The organism is Paenibacillus sp. J22P143 (assembly GCF_059692035.1).
The window spans coordinates 686868-706551 of the sequence record NZ_JCAUAQ010000001.1 but is presented as its reverse complement, the minus strand read 5'-3'; the positions used below and the strand labels follow the sequence as shown (position 1 = coordinate 706551).

Annotated in this window: 17 protein-coding genes; 16 read left to right on the top strand and 1 reads right to left on the bottom strand. The window is 44.4% G+C overall.

Annotated elements, in window-relative coordinates:
• Positions 1-319: 319 nt before the first annotated feature.
• The 16 genes from AC58PQ_RS03380 (at position 320) to AC58PQ_RS03305 (ending at position 18544) form a co-directional block, all read left to right on the top strand.
• A complete protein-coding gene (locus AC58PQ_RS03380; protein ID WP_497240542.1) occupies positions 320-1279 on the top strand; it encodes an ABC transporter permease in 960 nt (319 codons plus the stop codon).
• Between the two features lie 21 nt (positions 1280-1300).
• Positions 1301-2185, top strand: coding sequence for a carbohydrate ABC transporter permease (locus AC58PQ_RS03375; protein WP_497240541.1), 885 nt, complete (start codon positions 1301-1303; stop codon positions 2183-2185).
• Positions 2186-2261: 76 nt separating this feature from the next.
• Complete coding sequence (locus AC58PQ_RS03370) at positions 2262-3797, top strand: DUF3502 domain-containing protein (RefSeq protein WP_497240540.1); 1536 nt, start codon at positions 2262-2264, stop codon at positions 3795-3797.
• Positions 3798-3906: 109 nt separating this feature from the next.
• Positions 3907-5202, top strand: coding sequence for a Gfo/Idh/MocA family protein (locus AC58PQ_RS03365; protein WP_497240539.1), 1296 nt, complete (start codon positions 3907-3909; stop codon positions 5200-5202).
• Between the two features lie 7 nt (positions 5203-5209).
• Positions 5210-5476: a hypothetical protein gene (locus tag AC58PQ_RS03360; protein ID WP_497240538.1), complete on the top strand. Its 267-nt coding sequence runs from the start codon at positions 5210-5212 to the stop codon at positions 5474-5476.
• A 104-nt stretch (positions 5477-5580) separates the two neighbouring features.
• Positions 5581-6480, top strand: coding sequence for an aldo/keto reductase (locus AC58PQ_RS03355; protein ID WP_497240537.1), 900 nt, complete (start codon positions 5581-5583; stop codon positions 6478-6480).
• 29 nt (positions 6481-6509) lie between these two features.
• On the top strand, positions 6510-6674 hold the full coding sequence (locus tag AC58PQ_RS03350) for a hypothetical protein (RefSeq protein ID WP_497240536.1): 165 nt from the start codon (positions 6510-6512) through the stop codon (positions 6672-6674).
• A gap of 242 nt (positions 6675-6916) precedes the next feature.
• Complete coding sequence (locus tag AC58PQ_RS03345; protein ID WP_497240535.1) at positions 6917-7777, top strand: DUF421 domain-containing protein; 861 nt, start codon at positions 6917-6919, stop codon at positions 7775-7777.
• 190 nt (positions 7778-7967) lie between these two features.
• Positions 7968-9263, top strand: a complete 1296-nt coding sequence (locus AC58PQ_RS03340) for an ABC transporter substrate-binding protein (protein ID WP_497240534.1) — start codon at positions 7968-7970, stop codon at positions 9261-9263.
• Positions 9264-9286: 23 nt separating this feature from the next.
• Complete coding sequence (locus AC58PQ_RS03335; protein WP_497240533.1) at positions 9287-11122, top strand: sensor histidine kinase; 1836 nt, start codon at positions 9287-9289, stop codon at positions 11120-11122.
• Complete coding sequence (locus AC58PQ_RS03330) at positions 11100-12635, top strand: response regulator (protein WP_497240532.1); 1536 nt, start codon at positions 11100-11102, stop codon at positions 12633-12635. The genes AC58PQ_RS03335 and AC58PQ_RS03330 overlap by 23 nt, the downstream gene beginning before the upstream one ends.
• A gap of 322 nt (positions 12636-12957) precedes the next feature.
• Positions 12958-13863: an ABC transporter permease gene (locus tag AC58PQ_RS03325; RefSeq protein WP_497240634.1), complete on the top strand. Its 906-nt coding sequence runs from the start codon at positions 12958-12960 to the stop codon at positions 13861-13863.
• Between the two features lie 45 nt (positions 13864-13908).
• Positions 13909-14817 (top strand): carbohydrate ABC transporter permease, encoded by a 909-nt coding sequence (locus tag AC58PQ_RS03320; protein ID WP_477589742.1) that lies wholly within the window; start codon positions 13909-13911, stop codon positions 14815-14817.
• A gap of 41 nt (positions 14818-14858) precedes the next feature.
• A complete protein-coding gene (locus tag AC58PQ_RS03315) occupies positions 14859-16439 on the top strand; it encodes a DUF3502 domain-containing protein (protein WP_497240531.1) in 1581 nt (526 codons plus the stop codon).
• A gap of 82 nt (positions 16440-16521) precedes the next feature.
• Positions 16522-17538 (top strand): LacI family DNA-binding transcriptional regulator, encoded by a 1017-nt coding sequence (locus AC58PQ_RS03310; RefSeq protein WP_497240633.1) that lies wholly within the window; start codon positions 16522-16524, stop codon positions 17536-17538.
• 115 nt (positions 17539-17653) lie between these two features.
• Positions 17654-18544, top strand: a complete 891-nt coding sequence (locus AC58PQ_RS03305) for a helix-turn-helix transcriptional regulator (RefSeq protein WP_497240530.1) — start codon at positions 17654-17656, stop codon at positions 18542-18544.
• A gap of 123 nt (positions 18545-18667) precedes the next feature.
• Here the strand turns inward: AC58PQ_RS03305 and AC58PQ_RS03300 are convergent, their stop codons facing one another.
• On the bottom strand, positions 18668-19555 hold the full coding sequence (locus tag AC58PQ_RS03300) for a helix-turn-helix domain-containing protein (protein WP_497240529.1): 888 nt from the start codon (positions 19553-19555) through the stop codon (positions 18668-18670).
• Between the last annotated feature and the right edge of the window lie 129 nt (positions 19556-19684).

Genomic DNA, 19684 nt, shown 5'->3' with positions numbered 1-19684 from the left:
ATGAATAGTATAGTTGATATTTCTTATTGACCTCGCACGATCCGGAAGGAGTTGATCAAGCTGTCCAGGAGTTATAACTTTTAAGCTATCTACAACAATTTCACTTTTCTCGTTTATTTTTTTAAAAAAGCAAGAGGGATGACATCGAGACAAGAGAACTAACAAATGAGATTTTTACACAGGTACTTTAGTGTACTTGAACGCTAAATACAATAAAGTACCTTTTTTACACCCAAAATTGCAATAAAACGCTCTTTTTACACTAGGATTTCTGAACTGGTTAAAGTACGATGTGATCAACAGAGAGGAGGTGAACATAATGGCTTACCCAGAAGTGATGACACACCCAACTATAAAAGCTAGAAAACGAAATTCGTTCTGGCGAGGAATCACACGCAATTGGGGATTATTTGGTTTAGCGCTTCCGGGATTATTATTCGTTATCATTTTTTCATATTTGCCGATGTTCGGTGTAGTGCTTGCCTTTAAAGATTATAATTTTGGCAAAGGGATTTGGGGCAGTGATTGGGTTGGTTTGAATAATTTCAAGTTTTTTTTCACTTCGGATGCGGCTTGGCAAGTCACACGAAACACCATTCTATTGAACTTTAGTTTCATTGTCCTTACGAATCTGGTATCCATCGCTTTTGCACTTATGCTCTTCGAATTGAGCCGCAAGGCGGTCAAATTGTATCAAACGACGTTGTTTTTCCCTTATTTTTTATCCTGGGTTGTAGTTAGTTATGTGTCTTATGCTCTTCTTAACCCGCAATTGGGTGTCATCAATCAGCTGTTTAAACAGCTAGGATTTGCTGAAATCAATTGGTATATGGAAAGTAAATATTGGCCTTTTATATTAAGTCTTGCTTTTTTATGGAAAAGCGTCGGCTATTCTACGCTCATCTTTTATACGGGACTTATGGGCATCGATAAAAGTTATTATGAGGCCGCTGCGATCGATGGAGCCTCCAAGTGGCAGCAGGTTCGTCATATATCCTTACCGCTGTTAACGCCGTTAATTACGCTGATTTCACTTTTGGCAGTAGGAAAAATCTTTTACTCCGATTTCGGAATGTTCTATTTTCTGACGGCCGATTCTGGGGCGTTATACGCCACAACGGATGTTATTGACACTTATGTGTATCGTGCCTTACGGGTTTCAGGCGATATCGGGATGTCAACGGCCATCGGGCTGTATCAATCGTTAGTTGGTCTTGTGCTCGTACTGACGGTGAACTACATGGTTCGAAAGATCAACAAGGAAAATGCGATTTTTTAGAATAAAAGGGAAGTGGAGAACATGGATTTACGGAAAGCGTCGCTGGCGAAAGGACTTATTCATGGATGGTTTATCTTGTTTTCCATCTTCTGCATAATACCGCTGCTGTATGTGATTTCGATTTCGTTATCAACAGAGTCAGACATTGCCAAAGAAGGCTATAAGCTGATTCCGAAAAATATGACGACCTTTGCTTACGACTACTTGCTGCACAGTCCGAGTCAGCTGATAACCGGTTATTCGGTATCCATTACGGTAACGGTGCTCGGAACGGTGCTCAGTCTGCTGATTACAGCCATGCTAGCGTATGTTTTGTCCCGCAAGGATTTCGCCTTCGCTAATGCGCTGTCCTTTATTATCTTTTTCACGCTGTTGTTTAACGGGGGGCTCGTCCCTTGGTACATATTGATCAAAAAGTATTTGCACATCGATAATTCGCTACTCGCCTTGATCTTGCCTTATGTGATTATGCCGTGGCATGTGCTGTTGATGAGAGGGTTTTTGTCCGAGATTCCGCCGTCACTTATCGAGTCAGCCAAAATCGACGGAGCGAAAGAGTGGCGAATTTTTTATCAAATCATTCTGCCATTAGCGAAGCCAGCTTTGGCCACATTAGGATTATTCATCGCCTTTATTTATTGGAATGACTGGTGGCTGGCCTTGCTTTATATCGATAATGAGAAACTGGTTCCGCTGCAATATATGTTGTATCGGATTATGAACAATATTCAGTATTTATCGAGCAGTATCAAACCGAATACGGTCAATATCGATATCAGCCAGTTTCCTAATGAAAGCGCACGTATGGCCATTGCGATCTTGGCAGCGGGCCCAATTCTAATCGTATTCCCGTTTTTCCAAAAATATTTCGTGAAAGGCCTAACGGTAGGCGCAGTGAAAGGCTAAGATTCTTATACAAGTTGGTTGTAATTGGCAAAGCCGTTGCAATATAGAAAAACAAACTCAGGGAGGTTTCTTAATCATGCAGAAATCATTTAAAGTAGTGGGCGTAAGTCTTGCGCTTGGACTAGCAATGTCTAGCATTTTGGCAGGTTGTGGTTCAAAAAGTGAAACTACAAGCAGCCCATCGACAGCACCAGCCGCTTCCACAGCGGTATCTCCAGCGGCATCAACTGCACCCAAGCTCGAGCCTGCTGAATTGACCTGGTATTTAGACAGTACGCCTCCAGCCGATGTTGCTTCTGTTGAAGTTGCAATGAACAAGATCTTGAAAGAAAAGCTGAATGCAACGATACATCTTAAATTCGTCGATTGGGGCGCTTTTGACCAGAAGATGCAAGTCGTGAACGCTGCAGGCGAAAACTACGATCTTGCATTCACGGCGAACTGGGCGAACAACTATTATCAGAATGTGAGCAAAGGCGCATTTATTCCTGTAGATGATCTTCTGCAAAAGTATGCGCCGACCATACTGCAAACGATTCCAAAAATTGGCTGGGATGCTGCCAAGGTCAATGGGAAATTATATGCGATTCCAAACTATCAAGTTTGGACGATGACGAACGCTGTGATGTTCCAAAAGGATCTTGCAGATAAATACGGCTTTAAACTGGACAGTGTGAAGAAGTTGGAAGATGTGGGGCCGTTTTTAGCTCAAGTCAAACAAAACAATCCAGATCTGGTTCCCTATGAAACAGACAAAAACGGTACGTTTGGTTCAAATCTTGTTACCTACGGCTTTGATGAAGTTGCAGGCCGATACATTCCAGGCACGGTCAAATTAACAGATAGTTCCTTGAAAGTCATTAATCAGTTCGAATCCGACGAATTCAAATCATTTGTGAATTTGATGAGAGATTGGTATCAAAAAGGCTATATCCGAAAAGACGCTGCCACGCTAGCCGACGCTCAAGCTGATCGAAAAGCGGGTAAAAACGCCAGCATAAATGCAGGTAATGTGGGACCAGAAGACCCAGCTAATCCGCCAAAGATTGGCGACAAACCTGCCTACATCGCTAAACTAACGCAACCGTACTTGATGACAAGCTCGATTATCGCAACGATGACCGGCATTAGCAAAACATCTAAAAACCCGGAAAGAGCGGTTATGCTGCTGGAGCTGTTATTTAAAGATAAAGAGCTATACAATATTTTGGCTCACGGCATTGAAGGTAAACATTATAAAAAATTAGATGGAAACAAAAAAGAAGTGATCAAAGACGGCGGCTATGCTCCGGATTTCGATTGGGAAATTGGTAACTCTTTGAACAGTTACTTTGTGAGTCCTGCCGTTTCGGACGCCACAGTTAAAATGAACCAAACTGCAGTTGGATCACCGATTTTGGGCTTCAGTTTTAATCCAGATCCAGTGAAAGCCGAAATTGCACAAATAGCTACCGTAACGGCGCAATACATGCCGTTGTTGACAACGGGTTCAGCTGATCCAGCACAATTCTTGCCAGAATTCATCGACAAGCTGAAAAAAGCCGGCAGCGACAAAATTATCGCGGAAGAGCAGAAGCAAATCGATGCATGGAAGCTTACTAGAGGGAAATAAGAAGCGCAAATTTTAAGTAATAGGGGCTTACATACAGTGACATTTCAATATGTTGGTGTGTGCAAGCTCCCTTTTATTCAATTTAACACTAGAAGGAGAATTCTGTCACATGACTAAAATAACAGCAGCATTGATTGGAGCCGGACAACGAGGTGCGGATGCTTATGCAACTTATGCTTTGAAGTACCCGGATGAAGTGAAATTTGTAGCCGTTGCCGATATGGACCCTGTGAGAAGGGAGCGTTTCAAGGAGGCACACACGGTTAGGGAAGAGCACGTATTCGAGAGCTGGGAGCAGTTTCTTGCAGGACCGAAGTTGGCTGATGCCGTCTTGATATGCACGCAGGACCAAATGCATTACGAGCCTGCCATTCGAGCATTGGAGAAAGGGTATCATGTTTTGCTGGAAAAGCCGATGTCGCCTAATCCGACCGAGTGCGTCGTGATGGGTGAATACGCCGAAAAGTATAATCGCGTATTTTCAATATGCCATGTGCTTCGATATACAGATTTCTTCGCACGGATTAAACAGTTGTTAGGAGCTGGGGCGATTGGCCGTCTTATTTCCATTCAGCATACGGAAAATGTAGAGCATCGGCATCAAGCGCATAGCTTCGTTAGAGGAAACTGGCGTGATTCTGAAACTTCCAGCCCAATGATTTTGGCAAAGAGCTGTCATGACATGGATATTTTGTCATGGCTAGTGGATGCCGAATGCACGAAAGTGTCCTCATTCGGATCACTCACTTATTTTCGCTCCGAAAGTGCGCCTGAAGGGGCGCCATTGCGCTGTTTGGACGGCTGTCCGGTACAGGATGAGTGCCCTTATTATGCGCCTAAAGTGTACCTAGAGAGAGACGATTGGGTTGGTGTCGTGCTGCGCAATGTCGTTAGTAACGATCCAAGCGATGAAGGCGTTATGCAAGCTTTGAAAGAAGGTCAATATGGCAGATGCGTCTACCATTGCGATAACAATGTCGTGGATCATCAAGTCGTTAATCTGGAATTTGCCAATGAGGTGACTGTCGCCTTCACGATGTGCGCTTTTACGCATGAAGGAGGGCGATCGCTTAAGCTGATGGGCTCTCGCGGTCAGATCAGAGCAGATATGGATCGGAATGAAATCGAGGTCACCAGCTTCATAACCGGGGAAAAAGAAAAGATTTCGCTGGATTCGCCCTTGGAAGGCCACGGCGGGGGCGATCACGGCATTATGCGAGATTTTGTCCGATTAGTAAGAAGCGATGGAGAAGAGGCTGGGCTTACAGGCGCAAGGACTTCCGTGCAAAGCCATCTGATGGCGTTCGCAGCTGAAAAATCGCGTTTGGAGAGCAAGGTAATCCACATGGCCGAGTATAAGCAGGAATTGATTTCTAACCATCCCGATGGAACGGCTTCTTGGTAGTGTCAAATTGAAGATGGCTCAAATCGGCTTCACGCTCATTATGTACGAAGCGGCAATGGAGACTGTGAAAGCAGAGGACTCGGATGAACGGCAACGGGAGATGGCGAAATCTAATCTGCTTCCCATTCGGAAGAAGCTTGTACGTCAATACGCGGAAATGAATGCCCATTTCGATATACACGAGCAAGTCTCGCCTGATCGTTCCGACAGTTCGCACCAGTTTAGCAAAAGGGGAGCCACTTCAAGTAAAAGCAATTCTCAGCGCCGAATCTGAACCAGACAGTTGTCATTACCGTAGAGTAGAATAATGTAATTATTGTGTAAAGACATCTGAATGAGGGGGGAAAGTTCCCTTCAATAAAAAGAAGGAGTAATAATATGGAGTATACGATATTCGGTAAAACAGGATTAAAGGTATCTAAGCTTGGCCTTGGCGGCGCTCCGTTGGCCGGTGATTTTGGCAGAACGGATGAAGGGGAAGTACAGCGATTAATTCATGAAGCAATAGATTCGGGTATTAATTTCATTGATACCGCCCCCTTATATGGACGAGGAGAATCCGAACGCCGCATAGGCAATGCGCTGATAGGTCGCCGTGACGGTATCGTCTTGGCTTCCAAAGCAGTCAGGTCGGACATGACCTACGATTATAGCAGCACGATCCAATCTGTGGAAGATAGCCTGCAGCGACTGCAGACGGATTGGATTGATATTTTACAACTTCATGATGTAGAGAGTCAGCCGTATGAGCTTATCGTGAACGAAACGGTTCCTGCGCTGCAAAAACTCAGACAAGAAGGGAAAATCCGTTATATTGGCGTAACCACACGAGATTTACCGTTGCTTATGAGATTTATGGATACGCGGCTCTTCGATTCCATCCAATTTTATGCTCGCTATATGTTACTGGATCATACAGCCAAAGATGAAGTGCTGCCTCTTGCCAAAAAGTTGGGCGTTGGAGTGATCAACGGCAGTGTGCTCGGGATGGGTATTTTAGCTGATGCGCCAGCTCATTTTCTGGACGATGAAACGCAAGCAAGAGCCAAAGATCGAATGGAAAGGATAGGCTTCTTACGGAAATCGGAGCCTAAAGGGCTGATTGAACCTGCCATGAGGTTTAGTTTAAGTAACCCTGACATTCACGTCACTCTAACGGGGACAGCTTCGATTTCTTCACTGAGAACTAATTTGGCATTCTGTGATGGGAAGGGCTTGGAGCCTGAAGAGCTAGAAAAAGTGTATTCACTATTTCAAGGGCAGCAATTGTTCAACTAAGATGATGCATTTGGAAGGAGAGATGAATATTGATGACATCTCATCATCATGAATTACCTGCGTATGTCCTGGCCTCAGAACGAGTCGTTCCACCGCAATGGGCTCTACAGCCTCAAGTGAAGTATGCGGGACCATTTCAATTGAGGGTAAATGGCTACACGTTTCACTTCCTGCGGGAACTGGTATCAGCTTGAGGCTTTCGATGGAGCGCTATGTCAACACGCCATCGTACGAAATGCCTTGGCCGAGAGAAGAGAAGCAGATAATTATTCGGGGGCGGAGCGATCAATGATAATGGATGCCACCTGCATTATTGGAAGCTTCAGCGTGGGACAAAACGATTGGAATAAATTCCTTTTTCTTGCATAAATTTCACGGGATCTACAAACAATTGAATACAATTGGAATATTGTTTTCATATTGAGGAGGATCCCGCGTGTCAAATTGGCTTGAAGTTGTTTTACGTACATTATTAGCTGTTGTCGTTTTGTTCTTTATGACAAAGCTGTTGGGTAAGAGACAAATATCTCAACTTTCCTTTTTTGAATACATAACCGGCATTACAATTGGGAGTCTTGCGGCTTACATATCATTGGATTTGGATTCGAATTGGTATCTAGGTTTGGTATCCTTAAGCGTTTGGATCGCATGCTCGCTAGGCATTGAATTTTTGCAGTTAAAAAGTAAAAAGATGCGCGATCTCATTGATAGTAAAGGTACTGTGTTGATAAGGGACGGAAAGATTCTAGAAGATAATTTAAAGAAGGAACGTCTCACCACCGATGAATTCATGGAGCAATTGCGCAAAAAATCTGCATTTAAAGTAGCCGATGTTGAATTTGCAATCATGGAACCAAGCGGAGAAATTAATGTGCTATTAACGCGCGAAAACCAACCGCTGACTCCCAATCTTCTGGGGATTAAAGTTGCGCCCGAGAAGGAGCCGCAAGCGGTGATCATGGACGGCGAAATCATGGATGAAGCCCTAGCTACCATCGGATTTAGCCGGGGATGGTTGAAATCGGAGTTAGATAAAATCGGTGTTACGATTGAAAATGTATTTCTAGGTCAAGTTGATTCGTACGGCCAATTGTTTGTGGATCTGTTTGACGACAAGATCATGGTACCTGTGCCACAGGAAAAAGCCACCCTATTTGCCACATTAAAGCAGTGCGAAGGCGATCTGATGTTGTATGGACTGACCACGAATAATAAAAAGGCCAAAGAGATGTACGAGCAGTGCTCGAAGCAAATGGAGGAAATCATCGCGCAATTAAAGCCCGTGCTTAAGCGCTGATGCGTCGACTCGCAATAAAAAGGGCCGAAGACCCGCATTTAGGGTTTTCGGCCCTTTTCTATTTGTTATAAACCACTTATAGTAAATAGACAGAGTCTTCTAGTCATTGTACGGCAACCTCCATGTGAGAACAGAAAACGATGATGTCTTTCGAATTGTTTGTAAACGCTATCATCGGGAGAGTGATGGAATGAAATTTCGCGGGATTACCCTCGTCGTATCGCTATGTATGTGGTTAACGGCTTGTCAAATGCAGAACGAAACGAATGTTGTCAAAGTGCAACCAATGGAGCAAACACTTTCATGGGTTCACCATTTTGATGAGGAGGGCGCACGCAGATGGCTCGATTTTGGTACGCAGCTATTCACTGAGCAGCATCCCTCGTATTCGTTCGCCATTACGGGTGTTGATGGTGGCAATTATTTGAGCTTGCTGCGTACATGGGCGATATCGGGCAATATGCCGGATATGTACATGATTGATAATTTAGATACGGCGAAGGATTTAATTCGGACAGGCTTTGCGATGGATTTAAGTAATCAGCCATTCCTCGCTAACATTGATGAGCGTTACCTTGGTGGTGTGAAGTCAGCCGATGGGCGAGTTTGGGCGCTGCCGATCGATGTGAATGGTGTTGGTGTTATATACAATAAAGAGGCATTTGCCAAGGCCGGTATGAAGGAACCGCCTAAGACGTGGCAACAATTTATAGAAGCCTGTGAAGCTCTGCAAAAAGTGGGGATCATTCCGATCGCCGCGGGCTATAAGGATGCTTGGACGATTAGTTGGGACATCGCGGCAGATCTATTGGCGAATCAGCATGCCTGGAATCGCTCGTGGATTGCGGATGTTGAAGCAGGCAAAACATCCTTTGCGGATGACCAAATTCATTTCAAAGACATTTTGCAGCGCTTTGGTGAACGCTTGAATTATGTCAATCCACGACCATTTGATACAGATTGGAACCAAGCTCAAGCGCTTCTTGCGGAAGGGCGAGCAGGGATGATCATTAACGGGACTTGGACGATTGATGGGGTAAAATCCAAAAATCCATCCAGCAATTTGGGTTTGTTCGCATTCCCTTATTCGGCCGACCCGAACAAGGCGATCTTCGGCTTGAAGTCGACAGGTGGCATTGTTGTTAATCCCAAATCCCCTCATAAGGAAGCCGCCTTACGAACATTGGAGCTTTTTGCAACGCAACAAATGGGCAACATTTTCCAAACAAGAAAGAAAGCACTATCGGTCATTAAAGGTTTACCGAAAGACTTTGATCCCACCTATATCGACTTAGACACAACGTATATTCAAACGGGGAAAACGTACGATTGGTCGAGTATGTCTATCGATTTCGTCAATCAAGATTTGCAGAAGGTGTACCTCAATGCGATTACGAAATTCATCATTGACCGGACTCACAATGTGGATCAAACGGTGCAAGAGCTGGATAAGGCATTTAATCAAATTCGTACACTCTCCAAATGAGAAGTGGTAAGGAGTAGGAATGAATGGTGGGTATTCAGTCGGTATTTGAACGGTTCAATGATTTTCGAATTCGTACGAAGCTATTCCTTTCCAATATGATTCTCATTTTATTTATCTCCACAACCATCGGCGGGGCTGCGATCTATGCGTCAACCCAGTTCATAGAGGCGAGTACGAAGGATCTCTCCATGCAAGTGATTCATCAAGTCTCGGACAATATCGAAAGCAAAGCGAAGGAAGCCTTTACATCCTCCGTATATGTCCTTAGTGATACGAGCATTCGGCAAATTGTGGCTGAGCAAGGGGAGCAAGTAACGAGTGACAGTTACCCTGCTTTCCGAAGTCGCATGTCATTTCTTCTGGCGCAATATGGCAATAGCAATCCCTATTTGAATGCCATTATGATTCAAACGAGCAAAGGCCAATTATATTGGTGGGAAAATAAAAAGGGACTGAATCATACACTGGGTCAACAGGATGTTTCCTCCATGACGGTAAGTGGGAAAGACTATCTGCAATCGCAACAACTTAGTGTTGGATGGTCAGCTTCTTTACGGAATCAAAAAGAAGTGTTTCTAGTCCGAGATTTCATTGATGTGAATCAAATCGATCGCAGCTTAGGTACGATTATTTTCAGTATTGATGCTAGCTATTTTCTGTCTCTTGGCAGAGAGAGTTCCATCATTAAGCAGAATAATATCGCGATTCTTAACCCATTCAACGAATTGCTGGTAGGCGGTGGCACCCCTGAATCAGACAGGCTCATCAAGAAAAGTATTAACAATGAACTGAGTGAACAAGATGAGGCCATGGCCACCGTGGAATTTGCTGGCGCTGATAGCCACTTATTCGTGCAAGAACGAACACCAACCTTGGGATGGCGGGTACTTTGCTTTATTCCAATGTCTGTTTTGCTTTCAGGAACACAAGTATTAGTTTTCGTTATCATCCTTGTTTCGTTAGTAGCTGTGTTGATCTCAACGATTTTCGCTGCCATACTGTCCAACTCAGCCGCGCGGAATATCAAAATTCTAGAGCAGACGATGCGACGCGTAGAAGATGGCAATTTTGACGTGAGAGTAATGGCATTAGGGAAAGATGAAATCGGCAGTCTAGCGATCCGGTTTAATTTCATGCTCGTTCGGATCAATGACCTCATCAATACTGTGTACAAGGAGCAAATCGCCAAGCAGCAAGCGGAATTCACTGTGTTAAGAAGCCAGATTAATCCTCATTTTCTTTATAACACCCTCGGCACAGTGAAATGGTACGCGCGGATGAACGAACAGCCAGAGATTGAGCGAATGGTTACTGCGGTCATCGACCTATTGAAATCTTCCGTGCGGCGCGTTGGTGAATTTCAAAGCCTATCCCAAGAAATCACGCAGTTGAAGAACTATGTCTTTATTCAGAAGATTGGCTACGGGGATGCCTTTCACATCACGTATGAGGTGGATGAGCAGTGGATGACGAGTGAGGTCCCCTATTTCATCCTGCAGCCTTTAGTTGAAAATGCCATTCTTCACGGGATCGAAATGTCCAAAGGGCAGGGTCTCATTCAGGTAAGCGCACAAGTTGATGAGAAGGTCTTAACACTGATCGTAGAAGATAATGGGAAAGGTATGGATGAGGCAGCAGCCTCGAATCTTGTGAAAATGGCCTCACAGAAAGAATCAGTCCCTGGTGTGACAGGCATTGGTATTCACAATGTGCATGAACGGATTCAGCTTTATTATGGTCATTCCTATGGGCTTAGCTACGAGAGTGAGATAGGCGTGGGCACCAAAGCGATTGTACGTATTCCCTATAAAATAAATCGACAGAGGTGGGCTGAACATGCTGAAAGCCATGATCGTTGAGGACAATGCGATCTACCGATATGCGATTAAATCGATTATTCGATGGGAAGATTACGGCTTCCAAATTGTGAGCGAAGCATTGAATGGCGTACATGCCCTTGATTTATTACAGCAGCAGCATGTTGATTTGATTCTGACAGATATTTCGATGCCTGAGATGAATGGGATTGAGTTGATCCAGAAGGTGAAGCAAGACGATGATTCGATCAAAATCGTCGCGCTTAGCTCCTTCGATGATTTCCGTTTCGTTAAGGAGGCTTTAAAGCTAGGTGCTGAGGATTACTTGCTTAAGCATGACTTGGAGCCTGAATCCTTGCAGCAATTGCTTCATCAAATGAATATGAAAATTGAAGCGGATCAACATCAGAAGCGACAAGCGAAAATTCGAGATGCGAACCTGCAGGAAATGTGGCATTTACTCGGACGTAAGCTCCTATTCGGGGAGTTGAAGACTGTTGACGAGATGGAGGAGCAAGCAAAGGCGATTCGATTTCCGATGTCCAAGGGACCAACAGCCGTGCTCCTCATCGAAGGTGAGTGTAACATAAGTGGTGGCAACAGTACCTTCTTTTCACAACTAGGAGGTACTCATGTACGCGTTCCCATTTCAGACCATAGATCTGTTGTTATAACGTATATGCCAAATGAAAAAAGTGAGCGAACGTGCAACGAGGAATTGCTGCGCCAATCAGCCTTGTTCATGATGGACATGCATGGGAGTGCTGCCCCGACAGTTGGACTCAGTTCGATCGGGTATGGTTTAAAGGATTGGCCGATGCTGTATAAGCAAGCAGAAGCTGCCCTTGAACGATCGGTTTATGAAGGGACAGGTCAAGTCTATGCCTACGCCAGTAGGAAGCCCGCAGAAACAGAGGGTAAAGAGATTTCGATGAAAGCCTTATCGTCGGCCATCCAAAGCGGACAATTCGCTGAAGTAGATAAGGAAACGGAGCTTTTCTTTGACCTTTTATTGGAAAGAAAGCCCCCATTGGCGGAATTGAAAAGCTATCTCCATGAGTTGGCCATCCTAGCGAAAGCAACGGCAATTGGAAGAGGTACGTTTACGCCTAGCGCGGAGGTGACCTTTCGACAATTGAATATTTTACTTGAACCCATGCCTTCCTTTCACCAGTGGCAGCCCTTATTCCGGGATTGGATGAGAGAGATGATGTGTGAATCGAAGGGGCATGTCCCATTTCGCAAAGAAATTCAAACAGCCATTGCCTATATGGAAGCGCACTACGCAGAGGATATTACGGTAGCCCTGTTGGCAGAAAACCTTCAACTTAGCGCGAACTATCTTTCCAATTTGTTTAAAAATGAGACAGGGCTTAGATTCGTAGAATATTTGAATCGCTGTAGAATTCGCAAGGCGAAATTGCTGCTTCAGGATGCTTCTATGAAGGTATATGAAGTTGCTGAGAAAACAGGCTTTCAAGAGACCTCCTATTTCTGTAAAGTGTTTAAAGAGCTTGAAGGGAAAACAGTCAAAGAGTTTCGATGTGAGTCGTAAATATGAATTAAATAGCTCGTTAGTTCTGTGATTTGTATAAGAAATCAGTAAAATATAGAAGGCATGGGGCTGTGAATTGCGTTATAATTCACAGCCTTTTGCTATGCATGGAAGATAGAAACATCGGAGTTTTCTTATATATTTAGAGGTTTCCTTCAATGAAAGCGCTTTATAAATCATCTATACTAACTTTAGGGACAACAGTTACACAAGACTGGCGAATGAAACGGGTTTCATAAGAGGAGGCGTACGCATGAAAACCGCCAATACATCACATGCGGTAAAGGAAGTACCTTTGGTTCTCAAGAAGCGTGCGACACCGATGCGTAGATTTTGGTCGCATCGCACCTTATTACTCATGTGTGTGCCTGCCATCTTATTTTTCTTAGTGATGTCGTATTTGCCAATGCCTGGCCTATACCTTGCCTTCATCAACTATAACTACTCAGCCGGGATCTTCGGCAGTCAGTTCGTTGGGTTTGACAATTTCAAATTTCTGGTAACCTCAGGGGCACTCTGGAAGCTAACATCCAATACCATTGCGTACAATCTGGCTTTCATCCTATTTGGGAATATCTTGCAGATCGGCATTGCGGTATTACTGAATGAGCTTCGTAAAAAGTGGTTCAAGAAAGTCACGCAATCCATGATGTTCCTGCCTTTTTTTATCTCATTCGTACTTGTCGGCCTCATTGCCTATAACATTCTCAGCTACGATTATGGTATGTTGAACGGCATTCTCAAATCAATCGGTTGGGACCCCGTGAAGACGTACTCGAACCCAACGATTTGGCCCATTATCATTGTCATTACGTATTTATGGCACTCCACCGGCTACGGCTCCATTGTCTATTTCGCCGCCATTATGGGGCTAGACTCCGAAATCGTGGAAGCTGCAGAAATTGATGGTGCTAATGCCGTGCAGCGTATTCGCTTCATCGTACTGCCTTGGCTGAAGCCGACATTCATCATATTATTACTCTTTTCCTTGGGTGGCATCCTTCGCGGGAATTTCGGATTGTTCTACAACTTAGTAGGCGCCAATAACACTGCACTTTTCGAAGCGACAGATATTATTGAAACCTTCGTGTTCCGGTCCTTAATGAACAACTTCAATTTCTCATTAGGAAGCGCAGTCAGTTTATATCAGTCCGTATTTGGCTTCTTCATCGTTATCACAGCGAATTGGCTTGTGAAGAAGGCTTCGCCTGACAACACACTTTTCTAATAGAAATAGCCTTCATCTAACTTGATCGATAAGGAGGGACTCCCAGTGGAGCAAGTCATCGCTCGTCAGAGGGGAAGAGATTTCTCGTCCGTCGCCATACGACTATTCGGCTACATCTTTATCGGGTTTTTCGCGCTATGCTGCCTAGTGCCGTTTCTACTCGTCCTTGGAACGTCATTCACGGCAGAGAAATCGATTACCTTGCATGGTTATAATTTATGGCCAAGAGAATTCAGTACATTTGCTTATAAAATCGTGTTCGAGAATCCTGGCATGATTGTTGGCTCCTATGGGGTAACGATGGGGATTACGATCGTTGGAACAACCATCGGACTATTCATTGTCGCCATGACGGGATATTCCCTGCAGCGCCCAGACTTTCCTTATCGGAATCGAATATCCTTCTTCATCTACTTTACTACGTTGTTCCAAGGCGGGGTCGTCCCTTTCTACTTAATTATGACCCAATGGCTGCACCTCAAGGATAATTATTTAGCGGTTCTACTGCCAGGATTGATGAGCCCTTTTCTCATTATTATGATGAAAAGCTTCGTTACCTCGATTCCTCATGCGATTACAGAGTCCGCCAAAATGGACGGAGCCGGCGATTTCAGAATATTTTCAAGGCTGATCTTGCCTATGACGACACCGGCTTTGGCCACAATCGGCTTATTCATTGCGCTCGGGTATTGGAATGAATGGTACAATGCCATGCTCTTCCTTTCGCCAGATTTGAAATATAGGCCCTTGCAATTATTTCTCTATAATGTGGTTACCAGTGCGGACTTTATCAAAAATTCGTCGGTTTCCTCCAACGTACAACCCCGAGATATGCCGATGGAGTCTATGAAAATGGCAACAGCCGTCGTAGCAACCGGCCCCGTCATCCTCTTCTTCCCGATGATTCAGAAATATTTTATCCAAGGTATCACCGTTGGTGCTGTTAAAGGCTGACGTCAAGGCATAGATCACATTATTGATGGGGAGGCAATTCCATGTTAAAGAGAAATCAGAAAGTGCTTAGTGTCGCACTCGCAGCAACGCTCGCAGTAAGTTTGACAGCTTGTACGAGCTCAAGCAGTACGGATCCCAATTCGACAGCGGCTGCAACGGCAGCAGGTGGTAAAATCGATACTTCTGAGTTCCAAACGATTTCTTATGTCATGTTAGGCGACAAGCCGAAGAATGGACAGTTTGAGAAAGTAATGGAAAAGCTGAACGCCCTTCTGAAACAAAAGGTCAATGCGAATTTGGACATCAAATGGGTGGAGTGGGCAGATTGGCAAACCAAATATAATCTATTGCTGGCTTCTGGCGAGCCTGTTGATTTGATTACGGTAGCAACAGACTGGCTGGATACATGGCAAAATGCACAAAAAGGCGCCTTCATGCCGATGGATAAGCTCCTGCCAACCTATGCGCCGATCACGTGGAAGGAAGTACCGGCAGAGAACTGGGCAGAGACGAAATACAAGAATCAAATCATGTTAATCCCCGAAGATCACTATACACAATGGGTAAATCACGGCTTCCAGTATCGTGGAGATTGGGCGAAGGAATTCGGTATTACGTCGCCAATCACGGATTGGAAGACTTTAGAGAAATACTTGCAAGGTGTTAAGGATAAGAAGCCAGGCGTTATTCCTTGGGATACGAATGGGACATCAGGAGGAAATATTGGTGGCTACATCAATTCCTACACGGACGCGATTGAACTCCCCATTAATACAGGTTTATTCGCATTAATCTACGGCAAATCCTTTAACGATAAGTATAAAGCGTATAGTCCTTTCCTTGATGATACGTTTGTTGATTTTGCTAAAATGATGAAAGACTGGGGCGACAAGGGCTTCTGGCGCGAGGATGTCTTGAACTACAAAGGCGACAACCGTTCGTTGCTCGAAGCGGGGAAAACTTCCGTGGATCAGCATCATACGCAAACCTACCTCGGCGAGCGCATCAAAATGGATAAGTTGCAACCAGGTTCAGATCTACAATTCTTCCCTTTCTCAGCAACCAAAAATAATCTCGTCTCGATGTCGATCACACATGGCGGTACCTCCCTTGGTGCGAAAAGTAAGCATCCAGAGCGCGCACTGATGGTCTATGAGTTGATTCGCCAAGACCCTGAAATCTATAAACTGATGAACTATGGCCTCGAAGGCGTACAGTATGTTGTGAAGGATGGCAAACGCTTCCGTCCGGATGGTTACGATGTCCAGAGAGATGACTTCTACTCTAACTTCTGGGGTGGTCGTATCGATAAGAACGAAATTCCGAATGGCGAAGACTGGGCTGGAAAAGGCGCTTTGTATGCTTCTTACGATAAGATCAAGAAAGCCTATCCTTACGGCCGATTTGTATTCGACAAAGCCAACGTCACGAATGAGTTAACGGCAATTACACAGGTAGTGGGATCCAAGGGACCTGCGATCCTCTACGGAAAAGCAGGTGACCCTGTGAAAGCGGTAGCAGATTTCAGAGCGAGTTTGAAATCTGCCGGTTTTGACAAGGTAATGGCGGAAGTACAAAAGCAATTGGACGAATTCAAAAAAATGGTAGAAAGCACGAAATAAGGGATGTATCCTATCGAAGGTCTGTTTCAGAACAGGCCTTCGATCTTTCGCTTTTCATTTTGACGTAACGGAGAGTGAGCTCCTGGAAACCATTACAGTCTACGATATTGCTAGGGAAGCGAACGTTTCCGTCGCGACGGTTTCCCGCGTTCTCAATGATACTGCACCCGTACGGGCCTCGACCAGGCAGAAGATTATGGCCATCATCGAAAAGCATAAGTTTCAGCCCAACGCCTTAGCACGCAGTCTTGTGAATAAGAAGACCGGAATGATCGGCGTATTGTTTCCGGATAGCAGCAACATGTTTTTCCCCGAGGTGTTCGGAGGGGCAGAGAGAGCTGCGCAAAAGCTGGGATACACGCTTTTTCTATGCAATACCTTCAGCGATTGCAGCAGAGAATCCGAATATTTAAATTTGCTATGTGAAAGGCAGGTGGATGGGCTTATTATCATGGGCGGCCGTATTAATGCACGTCATTGCCCGGAGGACCTTGTACAGGAAGTAGTGGATATTCAGAAGAAAATTCCCATTGTGCTCATTAATGGCACCCTGCCAGGGCATCCGTGTCATCGTGTGAAAACGGACGAATTCATGGGCACACAGCTGATTGTTCAGCATTTGATTGATCGTGGACATCGGCGGATTGGTTTCTTGGGCGGAAGCGCATCAACGACAACGACGATGGAGAAGCTGCAAGCTTACCGGCGTACACTTGAGGCGAATCATCTCTCTTTTCGCAAGGAGTGGGTACGCTTAGGTGATTTCTCTATGTCATGCGGGGGGCAGCTCATGGATGCCGTTCTTGAGCTGCCGAATCGTCCTACGGCGATATGTTGCATAAACGATTATGTGGCCATTGGTGCGATGAAAGTGGCGATAGCTCGCGGGATGCGAATTCCAGAGGACATCGCAATTGCTGGATTTGATGATACGCAATTGTCATCGGCAATGAATCCGGAGCTAACGACAGTCTCGCAGCATAGTGAACAACTGGGTAAGCAGGCGATCTCCATTTTATCCAAATTGATTCAGAAAGAAAAGGTGAAGAAGCTGACAGTTCTGACGCCTAATCTCATCATTAGGCAAAGTACACAATGAAAAGGAGGTATGAAATCATGAAAATTTTATTAGGGGGAGGTACGATTTTTTTTCATCTCTTTCATTTAATGGTATGATAGTTTTTAACGATACCGTTGTTCTGTGGGGAGGCCTTATGTATAAGAAACTGTACATCCTTGATCCAGCTGAAACGATGGAAGAACTGAAGGATTTGTTTTACCCACCCTATATCACATTGGCTCATATGTTTCATGCCCCCGAGGGATGGTTGCTAAAGCCGCGTGTTCTAAAGCAATTTCAGCTGCAATACGTGATGGAAGGCATGGCAGATTGCCAAATAGAAGGCCAGCATTATCGCGCGAAAAAAGGGGATCTCCTCTTCTATATTCCAGAAGAACTCCATCAAATTAAGACGTTACCTGGAAAACCATTTGTCTGCATTTCCATTGTTTTCCACTTCGGAAACACGGAATTTCCTCTCCGGGAATTGATTGGCTTTGGACAAAAAGGTACAGAAATGGCTCATTGGATGGGAAACTTTGCTGATCGGACGATCGAGAATCATTTATTGGAGTTGATTCATCATTATCGCCAACCAGGTTTATATCATCAGCAGAAATGTCAGCATGTGCTAATGGGCATATTACTCGCGTTGGCGGACTTTAACAATAAACAAGCAGCGGCATCCGTCGCCAAAGAATCGTCTGGCACAGCGAAGCTGATATTAATTCGCAATTACATCGATAGTCGACTTCAGGAAGGGTTTCACCATAAAGAATTAGAGCAATTGACTGGATGGAGTAGAAACTATATCATCCAACAATTCAAGGATGCCTTTGGCATGTCTCCGCTTCAATATTTGGTCTGGATTCGACTCGAGAAAGCGAAGGAATTAGCTCTTCATTCGGGGCTGCCTTTTGGGAGAATCGCAATGGAAGTCGGGTATACGGACATTCATGCGTTTGGCAAAATATTTAAGCGGAAGATCGGCATGAGCTTGAGTCAATTTGTCGCTACGTTATATCAGGATACGCCGGACCGTTAATGGTAAGGCGTACCTCCATATAGAGAATACCCAGTACCTATGAGGCACTGGGTATTTTCTCATTCAGTGAAAAGCCTAGTCAAACCGATATGCTGCGAGTTGGGGGACACCCTTTTTTGCGCGTTACATAAAGTCATTTCTCCTAAATTGTCCCGGTGTTTCACCTGTCATTTTCTTAAATGCGTTTGAAAAATGAGGGGCGTCGGTAAAGCCGCAAAATTGTGCTACCTCTTCCATTGTGTAAGCGCCTTGTTTGATTAGTTCTTGCGCATGCTGTATACGCAAACGCAGAAAATATTGATGAGGAGAAACGCCAAATTTCTCTTTGAATAGAGCAGAGAACCTTGATGGCGAGAGGCGTGCTCTTTTTGCCATATCATCGAGCGATAACGATTCTGAAATATGATTATACAAGTACGAAGTGATCCAGTTCAAGGATTGTGGCTGTAACGATTTATCTTCTTGATTCAGATCGCTAAATTGTTTCAATAGTTCAATGACGAGTTCCTCCAACAAATGATTCGCTTCCATATGACTGATCACGTCGCCATTTTGCCAAAGACCAACTATTTTTAATAAGGTCTCTTTTTGAACAGAACGAGGAAGTCTAAATTTCAAGGGTATTGAAATGTTCATAAAGTCGTTCAATCGTGGCTGCATAAGATGCTTGTATTCAGATAGATCAATTTGTCCTGGTTTCGTTGGAAAGCTTTGATTCCGTGCCGAATTATAGAAAAGATCGAAATGAGCAAATGGTGTAATTGTTCGCGTCATTCCCTTTAAAGAGCATAATGAACCTGGTTGGATGAGACAAAATTCGCCTTGCTGAAATTCGGTTAAGGTACCGTCTATATCGAATTGACAGCATCCTTCCTGAATGTAAATAAGTAAATAATCCAAGAGTTTTCGATTAGGCACGATCCACCCAGAAGGCCGTACTGCATAGTCGGACTCTCGAATATAAGGAACGATCGGTTGGACTTTGACAGTTTCAAGAAAAGATGGTTCCATGGGGAGCTCCTTATTGTGCGTGCTAAGATAATAAGATTTTACAAGAAATAAGTAGAGTTTCACAATGTTTTTTTTAGCTATTTATCTTATATTTAATATAATTCTTAAAGAATCTATAAGGAGGTAAAG